At 65.0% G+C, this 17,776-nt stretch carries 14 protein-coding genes and 1 pseudogene; 7 read left to right on the top strand and 8 right to left on the bottom strand.

Annotation, left to right across the window (positions count from 1 at the left end; genetic code table 11):
• Window positions 1-51: 51 nt before the first annotated feature.
• From BMX32_RS09055 to BMX32_RS09025, 7 genes are read left to right on the top strand one after another with little or no spacing between them, the layout of a single operon-like run.
• The gene (locus BMX32_RS09055) at window positions 52-1,200 is read left to right on the top strand and encodes a DUF819 family protein (RefSeq protein ID WP_089977641.1); all 1,149 of its coding nucleotides are present in this window, start codon (window positions 52-54) and stop codon (window positions 1,198-1,200) included.
• A 12-nt stretch (window positions 1,201-1,212) separates the two neighbouring features.
• Window positions 1,213-2,598: an SH3 domain-containing protein gene (locus tag BMX32_RS09050; protein ID WP_089977638.1), complete on the top strand. Its 1,386-nt coding sequence runs from the start codon at window positions 1,213-1,215 to the stop codon at window positions 2,596-2,598.
• Between the two features lie 18 nt (window positions 2,599-2,616).
• A complete protein-coding gene (locus BMX32_RS09045; RefSeq protein WP_089977635.1) occupies window positions 2,617-3,708 on the top strand; it encodes a dipeptide epimerase in 1,092 nt (363 codons plus the stop codon).
• Between the two features lie 11 nt (window positions 3,709-3,719).
• On the top strand, window positions 3,720-4,562 hold the full coding sequence (locus BMX32_RS09040) for a MurR/RpiR family transcriptional regulator (RefSeq protein WP_089977629.1): 843 nt from the start codon (window positions 3,720-3,722) through the stop codon (window positions 4,560-4,562).
• A gap of 10 nt (window positions 4,563-4,572) precedes the next feature.
• Window positions 4,573-5,325, top strand: a complete 753-nt coding sequence (locus BMX32_RS09035) for a L,D-transpeptidase family protein (RefSeq protein WP_089977626.1) — start codon at window positions 4,573-4,575, stop codon at window positions 5,323-5,325.
• On the top strand, window positions 5,322-6,557 hold the full coding sequence (locus BMX32_RS09030; RefSeq protein WP_089977621.1) for a dicarboxylate/amino acid:cation symporter: 1,236 nt from the start codon (window positions 5,322-5,324) through the stop codon (window positions 6,555-6,557). The genes BMX32_RS09035 and BMX32_RS09030 overlap by 4 nt, the downstream gene beginning before the upstream one ends.
• The gene (locus tag BMX32_RS09025; RefSeq protein ID WP_089977614.1) at window positions 6,554-7,666 is read left to right on the top strand and encodes an NAD(P)/FAD-dependent oxidoreductase; all 1,113 of its coding nucleotides are present in this window, start codon (window positions 6,554-6,556) and stop codon (window positions 7,664-7,666) included. Before BMX32_RS09030 ends, BMX32_RS09025 begins: the two co-directional genes overlap by 4 nt.
• A 94-nt stretch (window positions 7,667-7,760) precedes the next feature.
• Here the strand turns inward: BMX32_RS09025 and BMX32_RS09020 are convergent, their stop codons facing one another.
• The 8 genes and pseudogenes from BMX32_RS09020 to sucC all read right to left on the bottom strand — a co-directional run bounded on the left by BMX32_RS09020 (window position 7,761) and on the right by sucC (window position 17,698).
• Window positions 7,761-10,769 (bottom strand): TonB-dependent receptor, encoded by a 3,009-nt coding sequence (locus BMX32_RS09020; protein ID WP_089977610.1) that lies wholly within the window; start codon window positions 10,767-10,769, stop codon window positions 7,761-7,763.
• A 512-nt stretch (window positions 10,770-11,281) separates the two neighbouring features.
• Window positions 11,282-11,647 (bottom strand): annotated as a pseudogene (locus BMX32_RS09015) (DDE-type integrase/transposase/recombinase); the annotation flags it as partial.
• A gap of 155 nt (window positions 11,648-11,802) precedes the next feature.
• Window positions 11,803-13,008, bottom strand: coding sequence for a M35 family metallo-endopeptidase (locus BMX32_RS09010; protein WP_089977606.1), 1,206 nt, complete (start codon window positions 13,006-13,008; stop codon window positions 11,803-11,805).
• 360 nt (window positions 13,009-13,368) lie between these two features.
• Window positions 13,369-13,812, bottom strand: coding sequence for an SRPBCC family protein (locus BMX32_RS09005; protein WP_089977602.1), 444 nt, complete (start codon window positions 13,810-13,812; stop codon window positions 13,369-13,371).
• A gap of 117 nt (window positions 13,813-13,929) precedes the next feature.
• Window positions 13,930-14,493 (bottom strand): hypothetical protein, encoded by a 564-nt coding sequence (locus BMX32_RS09000; RefSeq protein WP_139206703.1) that lies wholly within the window; start codon window positions 14,491-14,493, stop codon window positions 13,930-13,932.
• A 158-nt stretch (window positions 14,494-14,651) separates the two neighbouring features.
• Window positions 14,652-15,161 (bottom strand): hypothetical protein, encoded by a 510-nt coding sequence (locus BMX32_RS08995; RefSeq protein WP_139206702.1) that lies wholly within the window; start codon window positions 15,159-15,161, stop codon window positions 14,652-14,654.
• Between the two features lie 331 nt (window positions 15,162-15,492).
• Complete coding sequence (gene sucD, locus BMX32_RS08990) at window positions 15,493-16,365, bottom strand: succinate--CoA ligase subunit alpha (RefSeq protein WP_089977590.1); 873 nt, start codon at window positions 16,363-16,365, stop codon at window positions 15,493-15,495.
• 13 nt (window positions 16,366-16,378) lie between these two features.
• Window positions 16,379-17,698, bottom strand: coding sequence for an ADP-forming succinate--CoA ligase subunit beta (gene sucC / locus BMX32_RS08985; protein WP_280140830.1), 1,320 nt, complete (start codon window positions 17,696-17,698; stop codon window positions 16,379-16,381).
• Window positions 17,699-17,776 lie beyond the last annotated feature (78 nt).

The following is a 17,776-nucleotide window of genomic DNA, read 5'->3' as shown; positions in this document are numbered from 1 at the left end:
TAGGAATAGATATTCCTGACGACCGTCGCGACACCACCCGGGGAGGGACGCGTGATCCAGTCGGTTTGGCCTTATCTGGCCGTGATGCTGCTTGCCGCCGGCTTCTGGCCGGCCATCGAACGGCGCTTCGGCTGGAAGGTCTTCGAGATCCTTCCGCCCATCGTGCTCACCTACCTGACCGTGACGGCGCTGTCCGTCGCCGGGTTGTGGACGGCCTCGCCCGATATCCACCTCGCGCAGGACACGCTGGTCGCGCGCATGGTGCCCGCGCTGCTCTTCCTGCTGATGATCAACTGCGATCTGCGCGCCATCCTCGCGCTGGGTCCGCGTGTGCTCGGCGTCTTCGTCTGTACGTCGATCAGCCTGTTCACGGCGTTCGTCGTCACGTTCCTGCTCTACCGCCAATGGATGCCGGGCACCGGATGGATGCCGCTCGCCTCGCTGTCGGGCAGCTGGATGGGCGGCACGGCGAACATGATCGCGGTGAAGCAGGCGATCGGCATGTCGGACACGTCGCTCGCCACCACCCTGCTCACCGACGCCCTCTGCTACTCGATGTGGGTGGTGGTGCTCTTCGCCGTGGCCCGGCTCGCGCCCGCCTTCAACCGGTGGACGCGCGCGACCTCCAGCGCCGACATGACGGTGGCGGAAACCGCGCCCCGGGCACCCGCGACCGGCGACAGCGTGCTGCTGTGGCTCGGCCTCGCCATCGCCGTCTCGGCACTGTCCGCCGTGCTCGGCGCACGCATGCCGGTGGGCAACATGGTCTCCCCGACGACCTGGACGATCCTCATCGCCACCGTCGCGGGACTCGTCGCGGCACATTCCCCCCTCGCCCGGCTGCCGGGCGCGCAGGCCGTCTCGAGCGCGCTGCTGATTTCCGTCGTGGCCGTGCTCGCCTCGCAGAGCAGCTTCGCCGGCATCGCCGCCGCGCCGCTCTATCTCGTGGCCGGGGTCACGGTGATCGCGATCCACGCCGTGCTGCTCGCCCTCGCGGCGCGCATCTTCCACTTCGATCTCTTCCTCTGCGGCATCTCGTCGCTCGCCCACATCGGCGGCGTCGCCGCCACCCCGGTGCTCGCCGCCACGTACTCGCGCTCGCTGGTGCCCGTCGGCATCCTGCTCGCCCTGCTCGGCTATATCCTCGGAACCGGCTTCGGTCTCGTCGTGGCCGCCGTGCTGTCGTCGCTGGCCTCCTGACCAGGAATTCCCATGAACCGCCTTCGCCACACCCTGCTCGCCTCCCTGCTGGCACTGGCCCTCGGTTCGCCGGTCGTCGCGGCCGACGTGCCGCCCTCCGGCATCCCGGGCATCACCGACGCGCAGCTGTCGCCCGAATTCTGGGTCGCGCGCCTCGACGATGCGGACCGCCCGGTGCTGGATCGCGCGGCGATCGCCGCACTCAACGAGCGCGTCGCGACCCGTGACCCGTCGATGCACGACATCCGCCATCTTCCCGCAACGCTGCCGCGCGCCCAGGTGAAAGGCTGGATCGACAAGCTCACGTCGCGCCCGTCGAAGCCGCTCTTCGACGTCGACGGCAAGCCGGTCGCCACCGCCACCATCGACGCGATCCTCGCCAATGCCGCTACCGACACGATCCCCGCGCAGGTCACGCCGCGCTACGGCATGGCGGTGCGCCGTGCCGCGCTGCGCGGCTATCCGACCGACCTGCGCGTGTTCACCAGTCATGACGACACGGACATCGACCGCTTTCAGGAAAGCACGCTGTTTCCCGGCGACCCGCTGGTCGCGGTGAACACCAGCAAGGACGGGAAGTGGGTGTTCGTGGTCAGCCCGCGCTATGCCGCCTGGGTGCATGCCGACGAGGTGGCCTATGGCGACGCCGCCACGGTGTTCGCACACGCGGACGCCACGCCATACCGCGTGATCACCGGGGCGAAACCGGATACGGTCTACACGCCCGAGGCACCGCAGGTGTCCGAGCTGCAGCTCGACATGGGCACGCGCGTGCCGCTCGACACGTCGCTCCCGGCGGATCAGCCGGTGAACGGCCAGAGCCCGTACACGTCGTGGGTGCTCAGCCTTCCCGTGCGCGACGCACAGGGCGCGCTGGCCTTCCACCCCGCCCTGCTCCAGCGCAACCAGGACTCGGCACCCGATTACCTGCCGCTGACGCGCGCCAACATCGTGCGGCAGGCGTTCAAGTTCCTTGGCGAGCGCTACGGCTGGGGGCATGCGTTCAACGGTCGCGACTGCAGCGGCTTCGTATCCGACGTGTACCGCAGCATGGGCGTGCAGATGCCGCGCAACACGCGCGACCAGAGCATCAGCCCCGGACTCACGCACACGCTCTACACGGACAAGGACGACCACGACGCGCGCGTGAAGGCGGCGATGGCGCTGGAGGTGGGCGACCTCGTCTACATCCCCGGCCACGTGATGATGGTGATCGGCAGGATCGACGGGCAGCCCTACGTCATCCACGACGTGGGCGGCATGAGCTGGAAACAGCCCGACGGCACCCTGCGGCGCATCAAGCTCAACGAAGTGTCCGTGACCCCGCTGCTGCCGATGATGTACAGCGCGGACAAGACGTTCGTCGACCGCATGACCAGCATCGTGCGCATCCGCTAACCCGCCAGGCGAGACTCCATGAAAATCACCGACATCCGCTTCGGCATGCTGCGCGTACCGCTGAAGACGCCGTTCAAGACCGCGCTGCGCACCGTCGACAAGGTGGAGGACATCGTCGTCATGGTGCACACCGAAGATGGCCACGTCGGCTACGGCGAGGCGCCGGCCACCGCCGTGATCACCGGCGACACGCACGGGTCCATCGTCGACGCCATCCGCCATTACATCGCGCCGCGACTCATCGGCCAGGACATCGCCGACCTCAACCGGGTCACGCGGTCGATCCAGGGCGCGATGGAAAAGAACACCAGCGCCAAGGCGGCCGTCGAGATCGCCGTGTACGACCTCTGGGGCCAGCTGTACGGCGCGCCGCTCTACAAGCTGCTGGGTGGCGGCGATCCGGTCATCACCACGGACATCACGATCAGCGTCGATTACATCGACAAGATGGTGGCCGATTCGGTCGCGGCGGTGGAGCGCGGCTTCGAGTCGCTGAAGATCAAGGTCGGCAAGGACATCGGCGTCGACATCGAGCGCGTTCGCGCGATCTACGCCGCCGTGGAAGATCGCGCGCTGCTGCGCCTCGACGCGAACCAGGGCTGGACAGCGAAGGAAGCCGTCTACGCGCTGCACGCGCTGGAAGACGCCGGCGTGCGTCTCGAGCTGGTGGAACAGCCGGTGAAGGCGCGCGACCTCGAGGGCATGCGTTACGTCACCGAGCGCGTCCACACGCCGATCATGGCCGACGAGAGCGTGTTCGGCCCGGCCGAGGTGATGGACCTCATCCGCATGCGCGCGGCCGACATCATCAACATCAAGCTCATGAAGACCGGCGGCATCTCCAACGCCATCCGCATCGCCGACATCGCGGGCCTCTACGGCATCGAGTGCATGATCGGCTGCATGCTGGAATCGAGCATCAGCGTCGCCGCGGCGGTGCACGTGGCCGTCGCCAAGGCCGACGTCATCACCAAGGTCGACCTCGATGGTCCGTCGCTTTGCGCGTACGATCCGGTGGACGGCGGCGTGGTCTTCAACGAATCGGAAATTTCCATCGGCGACGCACCGGGTCTTGGCATCCGCGAAATCCGCGGCCTCGAAGCCCTGTGAAAGGAGACGCCATGTCGCCTCTGGTGAAGATCCGCTCCGAGCGCGACCGCATGTCGGCCGTGGAGCGGCGTATCGCCGACTTCATCCTCGAGAACGCCCAGCTGCTGCGCGACTATTCCTCGCAGCAACTGGCCAACGCGCTCGGCATCAGCCAGTCGAGCGTGGTCAAATTCACGCAGAAGCTCGGGTTCCGCGGCTACCCCGACCTCAAGTACTCGGTGGGCGAATCCATCGGTCGCACCGACGACGCCGCCGCGGCACAGCCTGCCGGCGAGCGGTCCGACGACGACCTGCTCGGTGCGATGCTCTGGGAGCGCAAGGCGCAGGCCGAGGAGGCGACCCGCCTGCTCAACGGTCGCGAGACCATGCTCGATCTCGCGGCGACGCTCGCGAACGCCGGCAAGGTCTACCTGATCGGCCTCGGGGAAGACGATCTGCACGCACGCGGCTTCGCGATGCGGCTGTCGCTCCTCGGTATCGTCGCCATCCGCCACGCCGACATCAGCCGCATGGCGGCGCAGATCGCCCTGTGCCAGCCGGGCGACGCGCTGGTGCTGTTCACCGAGCACGGCAAGCATCCGGCGCTGGTGAAACTCGCCCGCTACTTTCGCGATCAGCGCGGTCGCGTGATCACGGTGACGCGCCATACCTCCAATCCGGTGCGCGCGCTGGCCAACGTCGCCCTTGCGGTCGCCGCGTACGACGACGCGTCGTACGTGCAATCGCTGATCTACCAGGCCACCGTGCAGCAGCTGCTCGACGCGGTGTTCGTCTACCTCTGCGAAAACGACGAGGCGCGCCACGCGCGACTCGTGCAGAACCTCGACCGCATCCAGCAGATGCTCGAACCCTAGGACCGCTCCGATGCCACGATCGCTCCGCCTCCTCGGCCTGCTCGCCGCCCTCGTCGTCTCGTCGCCCGGAGCCTTCGAGGCACCCGCCGCCTGGTCGGTGTCGCGGCAGATGATCGTCGTCACCACCGATGGCTGGGACGCGGACCACGGCACGCTCCGCGCATGGGTGCGCGACGGCACCCAGTGGAAACCCGCGGGACCCGCCACGGACGTCACCGTCGGCCGCCACGGAAGCGCCTGGGGCATCGGCCTCAGCCCGCCGCAGCACGACGGCCCGGCAAAGAAGGAAGGCGACGGACGCAGCCCGGCGGGCGTGTTCCGCATCGGCGAGGCCTTCGGCTACGCGGAGACCAACCCCACGGCCATGAGCTACCGCGGCCTGAGCGCGTCGGACTACTGCGTCGACGTCGACAGTTCGCCCTATTACAACCAGCTCGTCGACGAGAAGACCGTCGGCGAGAAGGCCATCGCCGGCGCGACGGAACCGATGCGCCGCGACCTGCACTTCAACGGCGACCACGCCTATCGCATCGGCTTCGTGATCGAGCACAACGCGGGAGGCGCCAGGGGCAAGGGCAGCTGCATCTTCGCGCACCTGTGGAAGTCGCCGACATCGCCGACCGCCGGCTGCACGGCGATGACCGACGACGCGATGGAGCGTCTGCTCGCCTGGCTCGACCCGACGAAGAAGCCCGTCTTCGTGCTGCTGCCGAAGGCCGAATACGCACGCCTGCGCGATGCCTGGAACCTGCCTGCCCCATGACCGCCACCCAGCGCATCCTTCTCGGTCTGGCGCTCGGCGCGCTCGGCGGCATCGCCCTTGCCCACGCCACCCCCGATCTCGCCGTTCGCGTGGCCGACGCCGTGCAACCGCTGGGCAAGCTCTGGCTCAGCGCACTGCAGATGACCGTCGTGCCGCTGGTGCTCTCGCTCGTGGTGGTCGGCGCGAACACCGCGACCGATGCGGCGGCGTCGGGTCGTATCGCGCGGCGCGCCATCGTGGCGTTCCTGCTGTTGCTCGCGCTGGGCGCGGCGGTGGCGGCGATCGTCTCGCCCGGGCTGTTCGCGCTGTTCCCGCGCAGCGCCTCCCTGGCCGCCGCGCTGAGCGGCGCCACCGGCCACATGCCGGAGACCGCGCCCGTCGGCTGGTCGGACTGGCTGGCGGGCATCGTCCCCACGAACGCCGTGATGGCGGCCGCGAACAGCGCCATGTTGCCGCTGGTGGTGTTCGCGATGTTCCTCGGGTTCGCGCTCACGCGCATCGCCGCCGAGCGCCGCGCCCTCGTGGTCGAGTTCTTCCGTGCGATCGCCGACGCGATGATCGTGGTGGTGCGCTGGGTGCTTCTCGTCGCACCACTGGGCGTCTTCTGCCTGATTCTCGCCGTGTGCGCCCGCGCCGGGCTGCACATGCTCGGCGCGCTCGGGGTCTACGTGCTCGTCGAATGCATCGTGTACGTCGGCGTGACCGCGCTGATGCTCGTCGTCGCGCGCGTGTGGGGCCGGGAGCCGTTCGCACGGTTCGCCGCCGCCATCGCGCCGGCGCAGGTCGTGGCCGCAAGCACGCAGTCCTCGCTCGCCTCGCTGCCGGCCATGCTCGAGAGCGCCGACCGTCGGCTCGGTTATCCCACCGCCGTCACGTCGCTCGTCCTGCCGATGGCCGTGTCGCTGTTCCGGTTGACCAGCCCCATCCAGTACATCGTGTCGTCGTGCTTCATCGCGTGGGCACTCGGCATCGATCTCGGCGTGGCGCAGCTCTCGGCGGGCGCCGCGCTCGCCGTCGTCATCAGCCTCGGCTCGGTCGGCCTGCCCGGGCAGGTGACGTTCATCGCCACCAACGTGCCCGTGGCGCAGGCCATGGGCCTGCCGATCGCGCCGCTCGGCATCATGCTGGCGGTCGACACGCTGCCTGACACGCTCGCCACGCTCGGCAACGTCACCGCGGACCTCGCGGCGACGAGCGTCGTCGCGGCACGCTCGCGGAAGGACGACGCATGAAGCAGAAACAGCTCGACGTGATCGTGATCGGCGCCGGCATCGCCGGTGCGTCGATCGCCTGGTTCCTCGCACCGCATGCACGCGTCGCGATCCTCGAGCGCGAGCCGTTCGCGGGGTACCACACCACCGGCCGCTCCGCCGCGCATTTCAGCGAAAGCTACGGCTCGCCGCAGGTGCGTGCGCTCAGCCGTGCGACCCGCCCGTTCCTCGAACGGCCGCCCGAGGGTTTCGTGCGTCACCGTCTGCTGCAGCCGCGCGGCGCGATGATCGTGGGCACGCACGAACAGGCCGAGCGCGTGCTCGCCGAGTACGAAGCGGTGCGTCGGCACACGCCGTCGCTGTCGCTCCTGCGCACGGACGCGATCGCGGCGCGCGTGCCGATCCTTCGCCCCGAAGCGGCCAGCATCGCGTTCCTCGAGCCCGATTCGGCGGATATCGATGTCAACGAGCTTCACCAGGGCTTTCTTCGCGGCGCGAAGAGCAACGGCGTGGCCCTGCATGTCGACACCGCCGTGCAGTCGATCCGTCGCGACGGCGACGAATGGCTGGTCAACGGCCAGTGGCGCGCGCCCGTGGTCGTCAACGCCGCGGGCGCATGGGCCGACGTCGTCGCGGCGCTCGCGGAGGTGAAGCCCATCGGACTGGAGCCGCGTCGCCGCTCCGCATTCACCTTCGACGCGCCGGAGGGTGCCGATGCATGGCCCTTCGTCGTCGACATCGACGAGACGTTCTATTTCAAGCCCGACGCCGGGGTGATGCTCGGCTCGGCCGCCAACGCCGATCCGACGCATCCGCACGACGTGCAGCCGGAAGCGTTCGACATCGCGCTGGGCATCCACCGCATCGAGGAAGCCACCACGCTGTCCATCGCCCGCCCGATCCGCGCCTGGGCCGGCCTCCGAAGCTTCGTGTCCGATGGCGACCTCGTGGGCGGCTTCGCACCCGATGCCCCGGGTTTCTTCTGGCTCGCCGCCCAGGGCGGTTACGGCATCCAGACCTCCGCCGCGATGGCGGAAGCCTGCGCGGCGATGGTGCTGGGGCGCGACATTCCCACGCACCTGCAGGATGCGGGCATCACATCAGCGATGCTGAGCCCCCGCCGCCTGTAAGCAGCGCCTCCCGTAGGAGCCGCTATAGCGGCGAGCTCTTCGCACCCCGTGGCGAGAGCTCGCCGCTCTGGCGGCATCTCCAGACTCGCTATCGTCAGAAATCGTACGACACGCTCAACCGGCCGTATCGCGGCTCCTGCCGCGCCGTGATTACCCCGAACGCCGGCTCCGGCACGCCCGGACCCGCTTCGGAATACGGATACTTCTGCAACGCGCGACGCTCGTTCAGCACGTTGAAGACGTTCGCGCTCAGTGCGAGCTTGCCGTCGCCGAAGCCCGGACGCCACGTCACGCCCAGATCGATCTGCCGGATCCACGGCAGACGGCCCTGTTCACCCGGCGGCGACGGCACGCCGTTGCAGAAGTGGTAGTCGCCCTCGTAACCCGCCGGATCCTCGCGATCGGGCCCGTAATAACCAAGGCAATGGCGCGGCGTGCCGGATACGAGGCTCACGTTGGCCGACGCCAGCCATTCCGGCGCGATCTGCCAGTAGCCGAACACCTTCAGCTGATGCTTGTGGTCGTTGCTCTGCGGTCCGTTGGTGTGCTCCATGATCGCGGCGTTGTCCCAGTCCTCGCTGGTCGACGCAGCCGTCTGGTTGAGGTCGGAGCGCAGCTGTCCTTCGGTGTTGCCGTAGCTGCGCGAGAACACGTACGTGGCGCGCGCGTACCAGGTGCCGTCGAACGGATGCTCCATGAGCAGCTCCAGGCTGTAGTACTTGCGCTTCAGACCCTGGAAGCCCAGCTCCTTATTGCTGACCGGCACCTCGACGTGGTTCCCCGCGGTATCGAGCAACGTGAACGTGTTCGCCTGCCCCGGATTGAACAGGTAGCAGCTGTTCACCTGATTCGTGTCGATGTCGAGACCGAGCTCCTGCCCCTTGGCGACGATACGGTCGATGTCGCAGTAGTCGTCGATCGCGTTCCGCAGCTTGCGCACCGTCACCTTCGCGCCATACACCCAGTCCGTCCCGAGTGTCTTCGTGAAGCCGAGGATGTATTCGTCCTGGTTCTCCGGCTTCATGCCTTTCGCCGCGACGGTCTTCGGATCCGGCAGCTGCCCGAAGTTGTTGTTGGCAGACACCGGCACGCCCGGTGCGATGGCCGTGATGCCGGTGGGCTGGCCGTCGGGCACGATGCCGGTGTACGTAAAGTACTGCGAGGTGCCCAACGCGCCGCCGGCCGCGTTGAGCGCGGGATTCAGCGGCAGGCCCAGGTAGTAGCGGCCCGCGTTGCCGTACACCTTGAACGTCGCGTCGCCGAGCACGTCCCAGCTGAAGCCGAGTCGCGGCGCCCATTGCGGGCGGGTCTGCTTGATGAACGCTTGGCTCTCCGCGTTGTAGTTGGTGAACTGGTCGTTGCGCAGGCCGAGCGTCACGAGCCAGCGGTCCGTGACCTGCCACGCGTCTTCGACGTACTGCGCCCGCTGGCTCGAGCGGACGGTGGCAAGGCTCGACGACACGCCGCGCACCACGTAATAGCCTTCGGCACCGCCGGGATAATTGCCGGGCGCGTCCACGCCAAGGCCCGTGGAGATCGGCAGGTCCGGCGAGCCCTGGTTGTATGTCCAGATGTACCCCGGGCCCGAGCTCGACGTACCCTGGTCGCGCGCACGAGCCTGCTGGTTGTCAATACCGGCGGTGATCGTGTGATCGCCGAGCGTGTAATGGATGTCGAACCGGGTGTTCGTGGTTTCGTTGCCGCGATTCGGATTCGCCAGCGTCGACACGGTCTGTCCGTTCTGCAGCGCCACGCCGCCGGTGTACGCCGGGTTCTGGAAATCCTGTCCCGCGATGTAGACGGCATCGGGGTTGTAACCCGACGGCGACACGTAGTTCACCGTCTTCATCTTGCCGTATTGCGCGCTGATGGTCAGGTTGTCTGTGATGTAGCCCGTGTACTTCGCGGTGTAGACATCACCACCGAACTTCTCGTCGTTGGCGCCCGAAATCCGCGCCCCGCGCCGGTGATTGGCGTAGTCGTAATCGTAGATGGTGCCCGAGCGCTCGGTCTTGTCCGACGCGCCGGTCACCTCGAGGATGTGGCTGTCGGTAATGTTCCAGTCGAGCTTGCCGTACCAGCGCGGCAACTGGTAACGATACGAACGATCCGGCGACTGCGGCAGCGTCACGTTGCTGATGACGTCGCCGGTCTGCCGCTCGACCTCGGCCGCGGCGAAAAGAAAGAGCTTGTCCTTGATCAGCGGGCCGCCGGCATAGAGGCTCGCCGTGGTCGACGTCACCGTGTTGCCACGGTTCGCCGCGTACAGGTCGCCCGCCTTCGGCTGCGGCGGCAACCCGTTGGTGTAATGGCTGTCCTTCTCGCGGGCACGCAGCCCGTTCGGCTCCCAGATCACCTGCGCGCCGGCGTGCCACTCGTTCGTACCGCGTTTTCCGACGACGTTGATCACGCCGCCGTCGGAGCGACCGTACTGGGCGCTGTAGCCGCCGGTGTAGACCTCCTGCTGCTCGATGGCGCCGTAGGGCAGCGACACGCCACCGAAACCGCGCAGCGGATCGGTCGTGTTGAAGCCGTTCACGTAGTACGCGTTCTCGCTCGCCGCGGAGCCGCCGAACGAGACGAGCGAGTTGCCCGTGGCGCTCTTGTAGCTACCGCTGTTGTCGACCGCGCCCGGCGCGAGCAGCGCGATGGCCTCCGAATTGCGGCCGAGCGGCAGCTTCGCCAGCTGCTGCGCCGTTACCACCGTGCGCGAATCCACCGTGGAGACATCGATCGTCGGCAGCGCATTGGCCGAGACGTTCACGCCGGAAAGCTCCTGCGCCGCTTCCGGCCCGAAGGACACTTCCACGCCCGAACCGACCCGCAGCGAGACGTTCTCGCGGCTCCGAACGGCGGTACCCGCGTGAATCACGGACACGGTATAGGTACCCAGCGGAAGCTGCGCGGCCGAGTAATGCCCCTTCGCATCCACGGCCACCTCACGCGTCAGCCCCGTATCGTTGACGACACGCACCACGTCCCCCTCGCCCGCCTGTACCTGGCCGTAGATGGAACCGGTGGTCGACTGCGCCAGCACGGCGCCGGAAAGGACGGACAACAAAGCGGTGGCCAACAGCGACCGCTGCAACGACGACTTGCGCATGGAAACCCTTGATCTCGAATGGAAGGCAAACACCGTCCGCACCGCGTCTCCCCTTATGAGAGCGATGGGCCGACCGCAGTCGTTTGCCGGAACATGGACGAAAGCCGCCCGTCACGCCTGCGAGGCGTCGAATGAATCGTCAGATAGTCAGGAAATCCCGCCCGGACACGGACGGAAAAGCCGCTGGCTCAGCGGCGACGACAACATCGCACGGCGGAAACACACGCCCATGCATGGAGGGAGCTGGCACATTCAAGGTGGCGCATCGACGACCCCTCGTTTTTGCTGCGATGCGACACCGTATCACGATCCAATATGGCCGTGTCAAGCGTTTGGACGTCTAGATGTCTTACAGATGAAACCATCGCCGCGAAATGGCTGGACGGTAGGGTGCCTTGGCGGGAGGGATCTCGCTAACTTGTGCATGAGGTCCTGACCTGCTTACGAAACATGCAGCCAATCAAACGATGAGTCCGATGGTGACGTAATCGGGTTCAACCCACCCACGTCGAACGATTCAGCAGCTCGTCGCGCAGCTTGCCATTGAATCTTTCGACGAAACCGTTCTGCCACGAGCTTCCGGGCGCGATGAAGGCCGGGCCGATGGCGGCATCGCGCATCCATCGCATCACCTTGGTCGCGGTGAACTCGGCGCCATTGTCCGATCGTACGAAAGCCGGCTTGCCATTCAAGCGCATCAGTCGTGACAAGGTCAGGATCACATCCGGCGCTCGAAGGCTGGCGCCAACCTCGATGGCCAGACACTCCCGTGTGAATTCGTCGATCACGCAAAGCAGCGTCAGGCTACGCCCATCGACCATTTGACCGTGGACGAAGTCGTAGCTCCACACCGCGTTAGGGCGCACGGCGCCGGGGAGGAAGGTGCCACCGAGAATCCCCATCGACGGCGACACCTCGGAGGGAGCACTCCTGCTGCATAGCGCTCGTACAGGGAAAGCTGCCCTACCTATACGATCGGCGTCAGTCGCTTGTGATCTTGATCCAAGAGCGCCCACCGGGATACGACTAGTAATCAATCCTCGTCGTAGGGCGTAGTGTCCGTAGTGAAGAACTCAAAATTGTCCGCGTTCCTGACCGCCTTTGACCTGTCGTCCCTCGCCAGCTTCTCCGTGTCGTTTCGCCCATATTCGTAATCGCCGGTACCAGGATAGTGCGCGTTGTAGTGCGTGTACTCATGGATGATCGTACCGACGCGCGAAGCATACGCGTCGAACTCAGGAAGCTTGAAAAACTTCGGACAGAATCGCATGGTGTAGGTAGTCTCAGTCTCTGCCCTTGCCGCTACATCGGGGTTGCCTCCGGGACAACCGCAGCGCGTGTCGAGCGGTGCAGTACTTCGCAGTTGCGAGGCCGAAATCGTTTCGTATGCACGAGCGTTGTCATCCAGACCCCACTCCGGGCTGTCGAACTCGGGCCCTGTATCGTCGTGTTTACCGAACCACCTCGTGTATCGTGGGTGCGGAATGAACACGATGTGATAGGCACCGTCGTCACCACGGCGGTATTGATACCTATTCCACAAGAAACTTTCAGCAGACGTGAGACGTCGGGTAGCCTCATATCCCGCCCTTGCGATCGTGAGCTCCTGCTGCAAGCTGCAACTATCGTCTTCGACCCGAAGGTGATTTTCTGCAAGGTCGATCCGAGTCGGCTTAATGACCACCTCGTTCGAAAAAGCTGCGCTCTGCTCAGCCCGAGTAAATGATGACCGCTCTTCCGCAGATACCATATCGGCATCCGGCTCGCGGTCCAGCTTCAGAATGTATTTGACTCGATAGGTTCTACCGACGTCTAGCTTATAGTCACGTGCGACATTTATTTCCACCCGCCATTGCTCGCCGGGATGGATCTTTGTGAACGAATCCAATGTGACGCGCCCAAAATAGTCCCAACCACCTCGATACGCCACTTCATGCCCGGCCTCGTCGACGACATGAAGAGTATTCCCGGGGAGGCGGCCGTCGGTCCGACTGAATGGAGTGTCCAAGGTCATGATGGGGACAGCGGCGTCGCCTACATTTCTTATCGTAATACCGATCCACCCCTCCATCACTCTTGCCGCCTTGGTATCGACAAGGACTTCGACGCGGCCCGCCGCGTTCGCAACGATTGGACTGACGCCCATTAGCGTCATGCCGAGTGCCAGTGCACACCTCTTCCGTTTGCTGCGAAGCTTCCCAGAGTAAAAGGCGCTGGGATGTGGGTAGCGAATGTCCATTTAACCTCCTGGTTTGCAAGTCCATCACGTGCGCCAGAGTCGATGCGATTCTGGATCTGCCGCAAGAAGTGCAGGTTAGGAGTGAAGAGGGGGAATAAGAATACGAAGATTCTGAAAACTTCTCGCAGAAGACGCATCAACTGCCGCAGTAAAGGCAGCAGTTGGCGGCGCTACTGCCTAATTCAGGACATCGATTATCGGGGAACACTCTGCCGCACAATTCGCGATTTCTGGACTCCTTCGTAGCGATACGAATGATTCACAAGAAATACAGCCTCTCCGACGATGTCGATTGAAGCCGGAAGCCGACGGCAGCGCCGGCGGGCTTCCCATGATGAGCTAGCAATGATCACGTCCCGATCACTCGGGAATCGTGACCTCCACCAACCGCTCCAGCAGCGTCAGCGACTCCTGCCAGCCGAGATAGCACTGCTCCACCGGAATCATGTCGGGAATCCCCTCCTGCACGATAGTCACCTCGGTGCCGCACGACACCGCACGCAGCGTCACGGTGGTCGTCATCGTACCGGGCAGGTTCGGATCGTCGAAGCGATCGTCGTTGACGATGCGCTCGTTCGGCACGAGCTCGAGGTAGGTACCGCCAAAGCTGTGACTACCGCCGCTGGAGAAGTTGGTGAACGTCATGCGGAACTTGCCCCCTTCCCGCGCGTCGAGCTCGTGCACCGTGCAGGTGAACCCATCCGGCGGCAGCCACTTGGCGTTGGCGGCCGGATCGAGAAAGGCGCGGTAGATGCGCTCAGCCGGCGCGGTGAAGACACGAAGCAGGCGGACGGTACCGGACATGGCGATGTTCCTTCAGCGAGGAGGAGCCCTCATTCTGGACGACGAACGAGCCAGACGGAAATCGACACGTCGGCTCGACCATTTTGTAGGAGCCGCTACAGCGGCGAGCTCTCCCCGCTACGTGGCGACCAGGAGCTCGCCGCTATAGCGGCTCCCACAGAGAGACACGAGGCCGCAAGCCGAAGGCTGCCGAGTTCCCGAGACGCGCCGACTTGCCCTTCTGCTCTGCCGATTCTGATGAACGCGGTCCTGTGGATACCAGAAATAGATGTCCTTGCCACCGTATCGCCACTCAATGCCGCGGAACGACGGAATCCTTTCAAGCAATGGCCAGATGGTTTGGTCCACGGCGTGGCGCATGTCCTCGACGTCCGGAGAGCCCGACGAAGGACCCAGCCGCCCGTCCGTGTGCATGATCAACGACTCGCTCACCGGATCGAAGGACGCCTCGATGTGAATCGGAAGGCGATCTTCGTAGAGGAACGGTCTGGCATTCGCTACATCGTTGGCGATGACATTGATGCGATGCTCGAGCGCTTCCCTTTGCGAAACACTCATGGCCGACACCTTCTCGGTGGCAACACGCAGCTCCGCGCCATTCGCCGAAGCACAACCGATCAGAATGAAACTGGCAAGGACGCCTCGAATCGCTGAGCTTCCCATCGCACGTGGTCTTTTCATGAGGGTTCACCGCCCGTGATTTCGCCTGATTGGCGGCCACATGTTCGCGAGAGGTATTGAATCGGGGTATTCGCCGTCGCCCACGCAAGCAAGTGGAATTCGGCAGCATCGATCTCGGCTTTTGCCTACACAGTGAGGCGCGACTTTGGTCTCGCGCTCTAGTGGGAGCCAGCCTGCTGGCGAGGGGTGCTCGCGGCAGGCACCCGAACCCGATCCTGTGGAAACCAGAAGTAAATATCCTTACCCCCGTATCGCCAGTCGACGCCCCAGAACGAAGGAATGCCTTCGATAAATGGCGAGATGGCCTGTCGTACTGCCGACTGCATATCTTCGACATCCGGAGAGCCTGCTGAAGGACCGAGTCGCTCGTCGGTGTTCATGATCAGGGACTCGTTGACGGGATCGAAGGAGGACTTGATATGGATCGGAAGGCTGTCCTCGTAGATGAAGGGCTTTGCGTTCGCCGCCCTGTTGGCGATTTCGTCAATACGGCGTTCCAGCGCCTCTCGCTGGGTAATGCTCATGGCCGAGACTTTTACGACCACCACCGGAGGCATCGGAAGAGGACGCTCCGTGTCACCGAATGCTGGGCCGCCGAGGCCGATCATGACCAACGTAGAAAGCACGCGCCGATAGACCGTATTGCCTGATGTACGAATTCGCTTCATAGATGTTCCCGCTCGTGGCTGTGCCGAATTGGCAATCACATGCTCGCGGGAATTTCAGCGGCGAAGTATTCGTCGTCGCCCACGCCAATCGTCGGAAGTCGGTGCCAGCGATCTCATCTCACGCCTACAAGCTGGAGGTCTCAATGCGCGTCGACAGCAGCGTATCGAGATGAACTGACTGCGCGGCAAGAGCCAGTCTGCTGGCGAAGGTTGCTCGCGGCAAGCACCCTTCGCCAGCAGGCTGGCTCCCACCACAAACAAAACAAAAAAAAGCCGCGACCCGAAGGCCGCGGCTTTTCGTTTCAACCCACCCGCCGAAGCGGAAGGCGAATTACTTCATCAGACCCGCGAGGGTCTTGCCGAGGTCGGCCGGGGACTTGACCGTGGTCACGCCCGCCTTCTCCAGCGCGGCGAACTTGGCTTCCGCCGTGCCCTTGCCGCCCGAGATGATGGCGCCGGCATGGCCCATGCGCTTGCCCGGAGGGGCCGACGCACCGGCGATGAACGACACGACCGGCTTCTTGACGTACTGCGAGATGAACTCGGCCGCGTCTTCTTCCGCGCTGCCGCCGATCTCGCCGACCATGATGATGCCTTCGGTCTGCGGATCGTCCTGGAAGAGCTTCAGGCAGTCGATGAAGTTCAGGCCGTTGATCGGATCGCCACCAATGCCGATGCAGGTGGACTGGCCGAGGCCTTCGTTCGTGGTCTGGAACACCGCTTCATACGTGAGCGTGCCCGAGCGCGAAACGATGCCGACCTTGCCCGGCTTGTGGATGTGACCCGGCATGATGCCGATCTTGCACTCGCCCGGGGTGATGACGCCGGGGCAGTTCGGGCCGACAAGGACGACGTCCGGGTGCGACTTGAGCACGTTCTTCACGCGCATCATGTCGAGCACGGGGATGCCTTCCGTGATCGCGACGATGACCTTGATGCCACCGTGGATGGCTTCGAGGATCGAGTCGGCCGCGAACGGCGGCGGCACGAAGATGACCGAGGCGTCGGCGCCGGTCTGGTCGACCGCGTCACGCACCGTGTTGAAGACCGGCTTGCCGACGTGCTCGGTGCCGCCCTTGCCCGGGGTCACGCCACCGACGATCTTGGTGCCGTAGTCGATCGCCTGTTCGGCGTGGAAAGTGCCCTGCTGTCCGGTGAAACCCTGGACGAGGACCTTGGTGTTCTTGTTGATCAGGACGCTCATTTAAATACGCTCCTCAGGCCGCTGCGGCCACGGCCTTGCGGGCCGCATCGTTGAGATCGTCGGCCGGCGTGATCGCCAGGCCCGAGTTGGCCAGCAGTTCGCGACCCTTCTCGACATTGGTGCCCTGCAGACGCACGACCACCGGAATCTTCAGGCCCACTTCCTTCACCGCGGCGATGATGCCCTCGGCGATCAGGTCGCAACGCACGATGCCGCCGAAGATGTTGACCAGGATGGCCTTGACCTTGTCGGACGAGAGGATGAGCTTGAAGGCCTCGGTGACGCGCTCCTTCGTGGCGCCGCCGCCGACGTCGAGGAAGTTGGCCGGCTCGCCGCCTGCCAGCTTGATGACGTCCATCGTGGCCATCGCGAGACCGGCGCCGTTGACCATGCAGCCGATCGTGCCGTCCATCGTGACGTAGTTGAGGTTGTGCTGGACGGCGGCCGCTTCGGCGGCGTCTTCCTGCGTGAGGTCGCGCATGGCGGCGAGGTCAGCGTGACGGAACTCGGCGTTGTCGTCGGAGTTGACCTTGCCGTCGAGGGCGGCGAGGTTGCCGTCTTCGAGGATGGCGAGCGGGTTGAGCTCGACCAGCGCGAGGTCCTTCTCGTTGAACAGCTTGTAGAGGCCCATCATGATCTTGACGAGCTGGCCGACCTGCTTCGGATTCAGGTCCATCTTGAACCCGAGGTCACGGCACTGGTACGGCTGCAGGCCTTCGACGAAATCCACCTGGAAGGTATGGATGTCTTCCGGCGTTTCGGCGGCCACCTGCTCGATGTCGACGCCGCCGTGCTTCGAGGCGATGAACGAGATCGACTTGGTGTCGCGATCGGTGAGGATCGAAAGATACAGTTCCTTCGCGATATCGGTCGCGTCGGTGACCAGCACCAGGTTCACGGGCAGCGCGCGGCCGGCCGACTGGTAGGTTTCCATGTTCGTGCCGAGCATGCCCTTGGCGGCGGCGCGGACGTCGTCGAGGCTGCGGCAGAACTTGACGCCGCCAGCCTTGCCGCGGCCACCGGCATGGATCTGGGCCTTGACCATCCACTGCGTACCGCCCAGGTGCTTGGCGGCATCGACGGCGGCGTCGGGAGAGTTGGCAACCTTGCCCGGCGGCACGGCGATGCCGTACTTAGCGAACAGTTCTTTGGCCTGGTACTCGTGGAAATTCATTCGATACCTCGAGCGAACGGAGAAACGTGTGGAAGCGTGCCGGCCGTGAGGCCTGCACGGGGAGGGGGAACGGTCGAATGCGCGTAAATCACGCAATACGGCCGCGTATTTTCCCGGAAGGCGCCCCGGATGGAAAGGGGCGGTGCCGCATACGCCCACGCACGGCGCCCCCGGACATCTCCGCCGGACGGGTTGCCGGGGCGGTCGGGCCCCCTATACTGGCGGTCATCCACGGCC

It is taken from the genome of Luteibacter sp. UNCMF331Sha3.1 (genome assembly GCF_900109915.1).
Lineage (GTDB): Bacteria > Pseudomonadota > Gammaproteobacteria > Xanthomonadales > Rhodanobacteraceae > Luteibacter.
Note: the sequence above shows the minus strand (reverse complement) of the source record. Positions and strands in the feature narration are given on the sequence as shown.

Excerpts from the sequence above, each read along its gene's own strand:
- BMX32_RS09050 (WP_089977638.1), top strand. The coding sequence starts at position 1,213 with ATGAACCGCCTTCGCCACACCCTGCTCGCCTCCCTGCTGGCACTGGCC.
- BMX32_RS09045 (WP_089977635.1), top strand. The coding sequence starts at position 2,617 with ATGAAAATCACCGACATCCGCTTCGGCATGCTGCGCGTACCGCTGAAG.
- BMX32_RS09040 (WP_089977629.1), top strand. The coding sequence starts at position 3,720 with ATGTCGCCTCTGGTGAAGATCCGCTCCGAGCGCGACCGCATGTCGGCC.
- BMX32_RS09035 (WP_089977626.1), top strand. The coding sequence starts at position 4,573 with ATGCCACGATCGCTCCGCCTCCTCGGCCTGCTCGCCGCCCTCGTCGTC.
- BMX32_RS09030 (WP_089977621.1), top strand. The coding sequence starts at position 5,322 with ATGACCGCCACCCAGCGCATCCTTCTCGGTCTGGCGCTCGGCGCGCTC.
- BMX32_RS09025 (WP_089977614.1), top strand. The coding sequence starts at position 6,554 with ATGAAGCAGAAACAGCTCGACGTGATCGTGATCGGCGCCGGCATCGCC.
- BMX32_RS09020 (WP_089977610.1), bottom strand. The coding sequence starts at position 10,769 with ATGCGCAAGTCGTCGTTGCAGCGGTCGCTGTTGGCCACCGCTTTGTTG.
- BMX32_RS09010 (WP_089977606.1), bottom strand. The coding sequence starts at position 13,008 with ATGGACATTCGCTACCCACATCCCAGCGCCTTTTACTCTGGGAAGCTT.
- BMX32_RS09005 (WP_089977602.1), bottom strand. The coding sequence starts at position 13,812 with ATGTCCGGTACCGTCCGCCTGCTTCGTGTCTTCACCGCGCCGGCTGAG.
- BMX32_RS09000 (WP_139206703.1), bottom strand. The coding sequence starts at position 14,493 with ATGAAAAGACCACGTGCGATGGGAAGCTCAGCGATTCGAGGCGTCCTT.
- BMX32_RS08995 (WP_139206702.1), bottom strand. The coding sequence starts at position 15,161 with ATGAAGCGAATTCGTACATCAGGCAATACGGTCTATCGGCGCGTGCTT.
- sucD (WP_089977590.1), bottom strand. The coding sequence starts at position 16,365 with ATGAGCGTCCTGATCAACAAGAACACCAAGGTCCTCGTCCAGGGTTTC.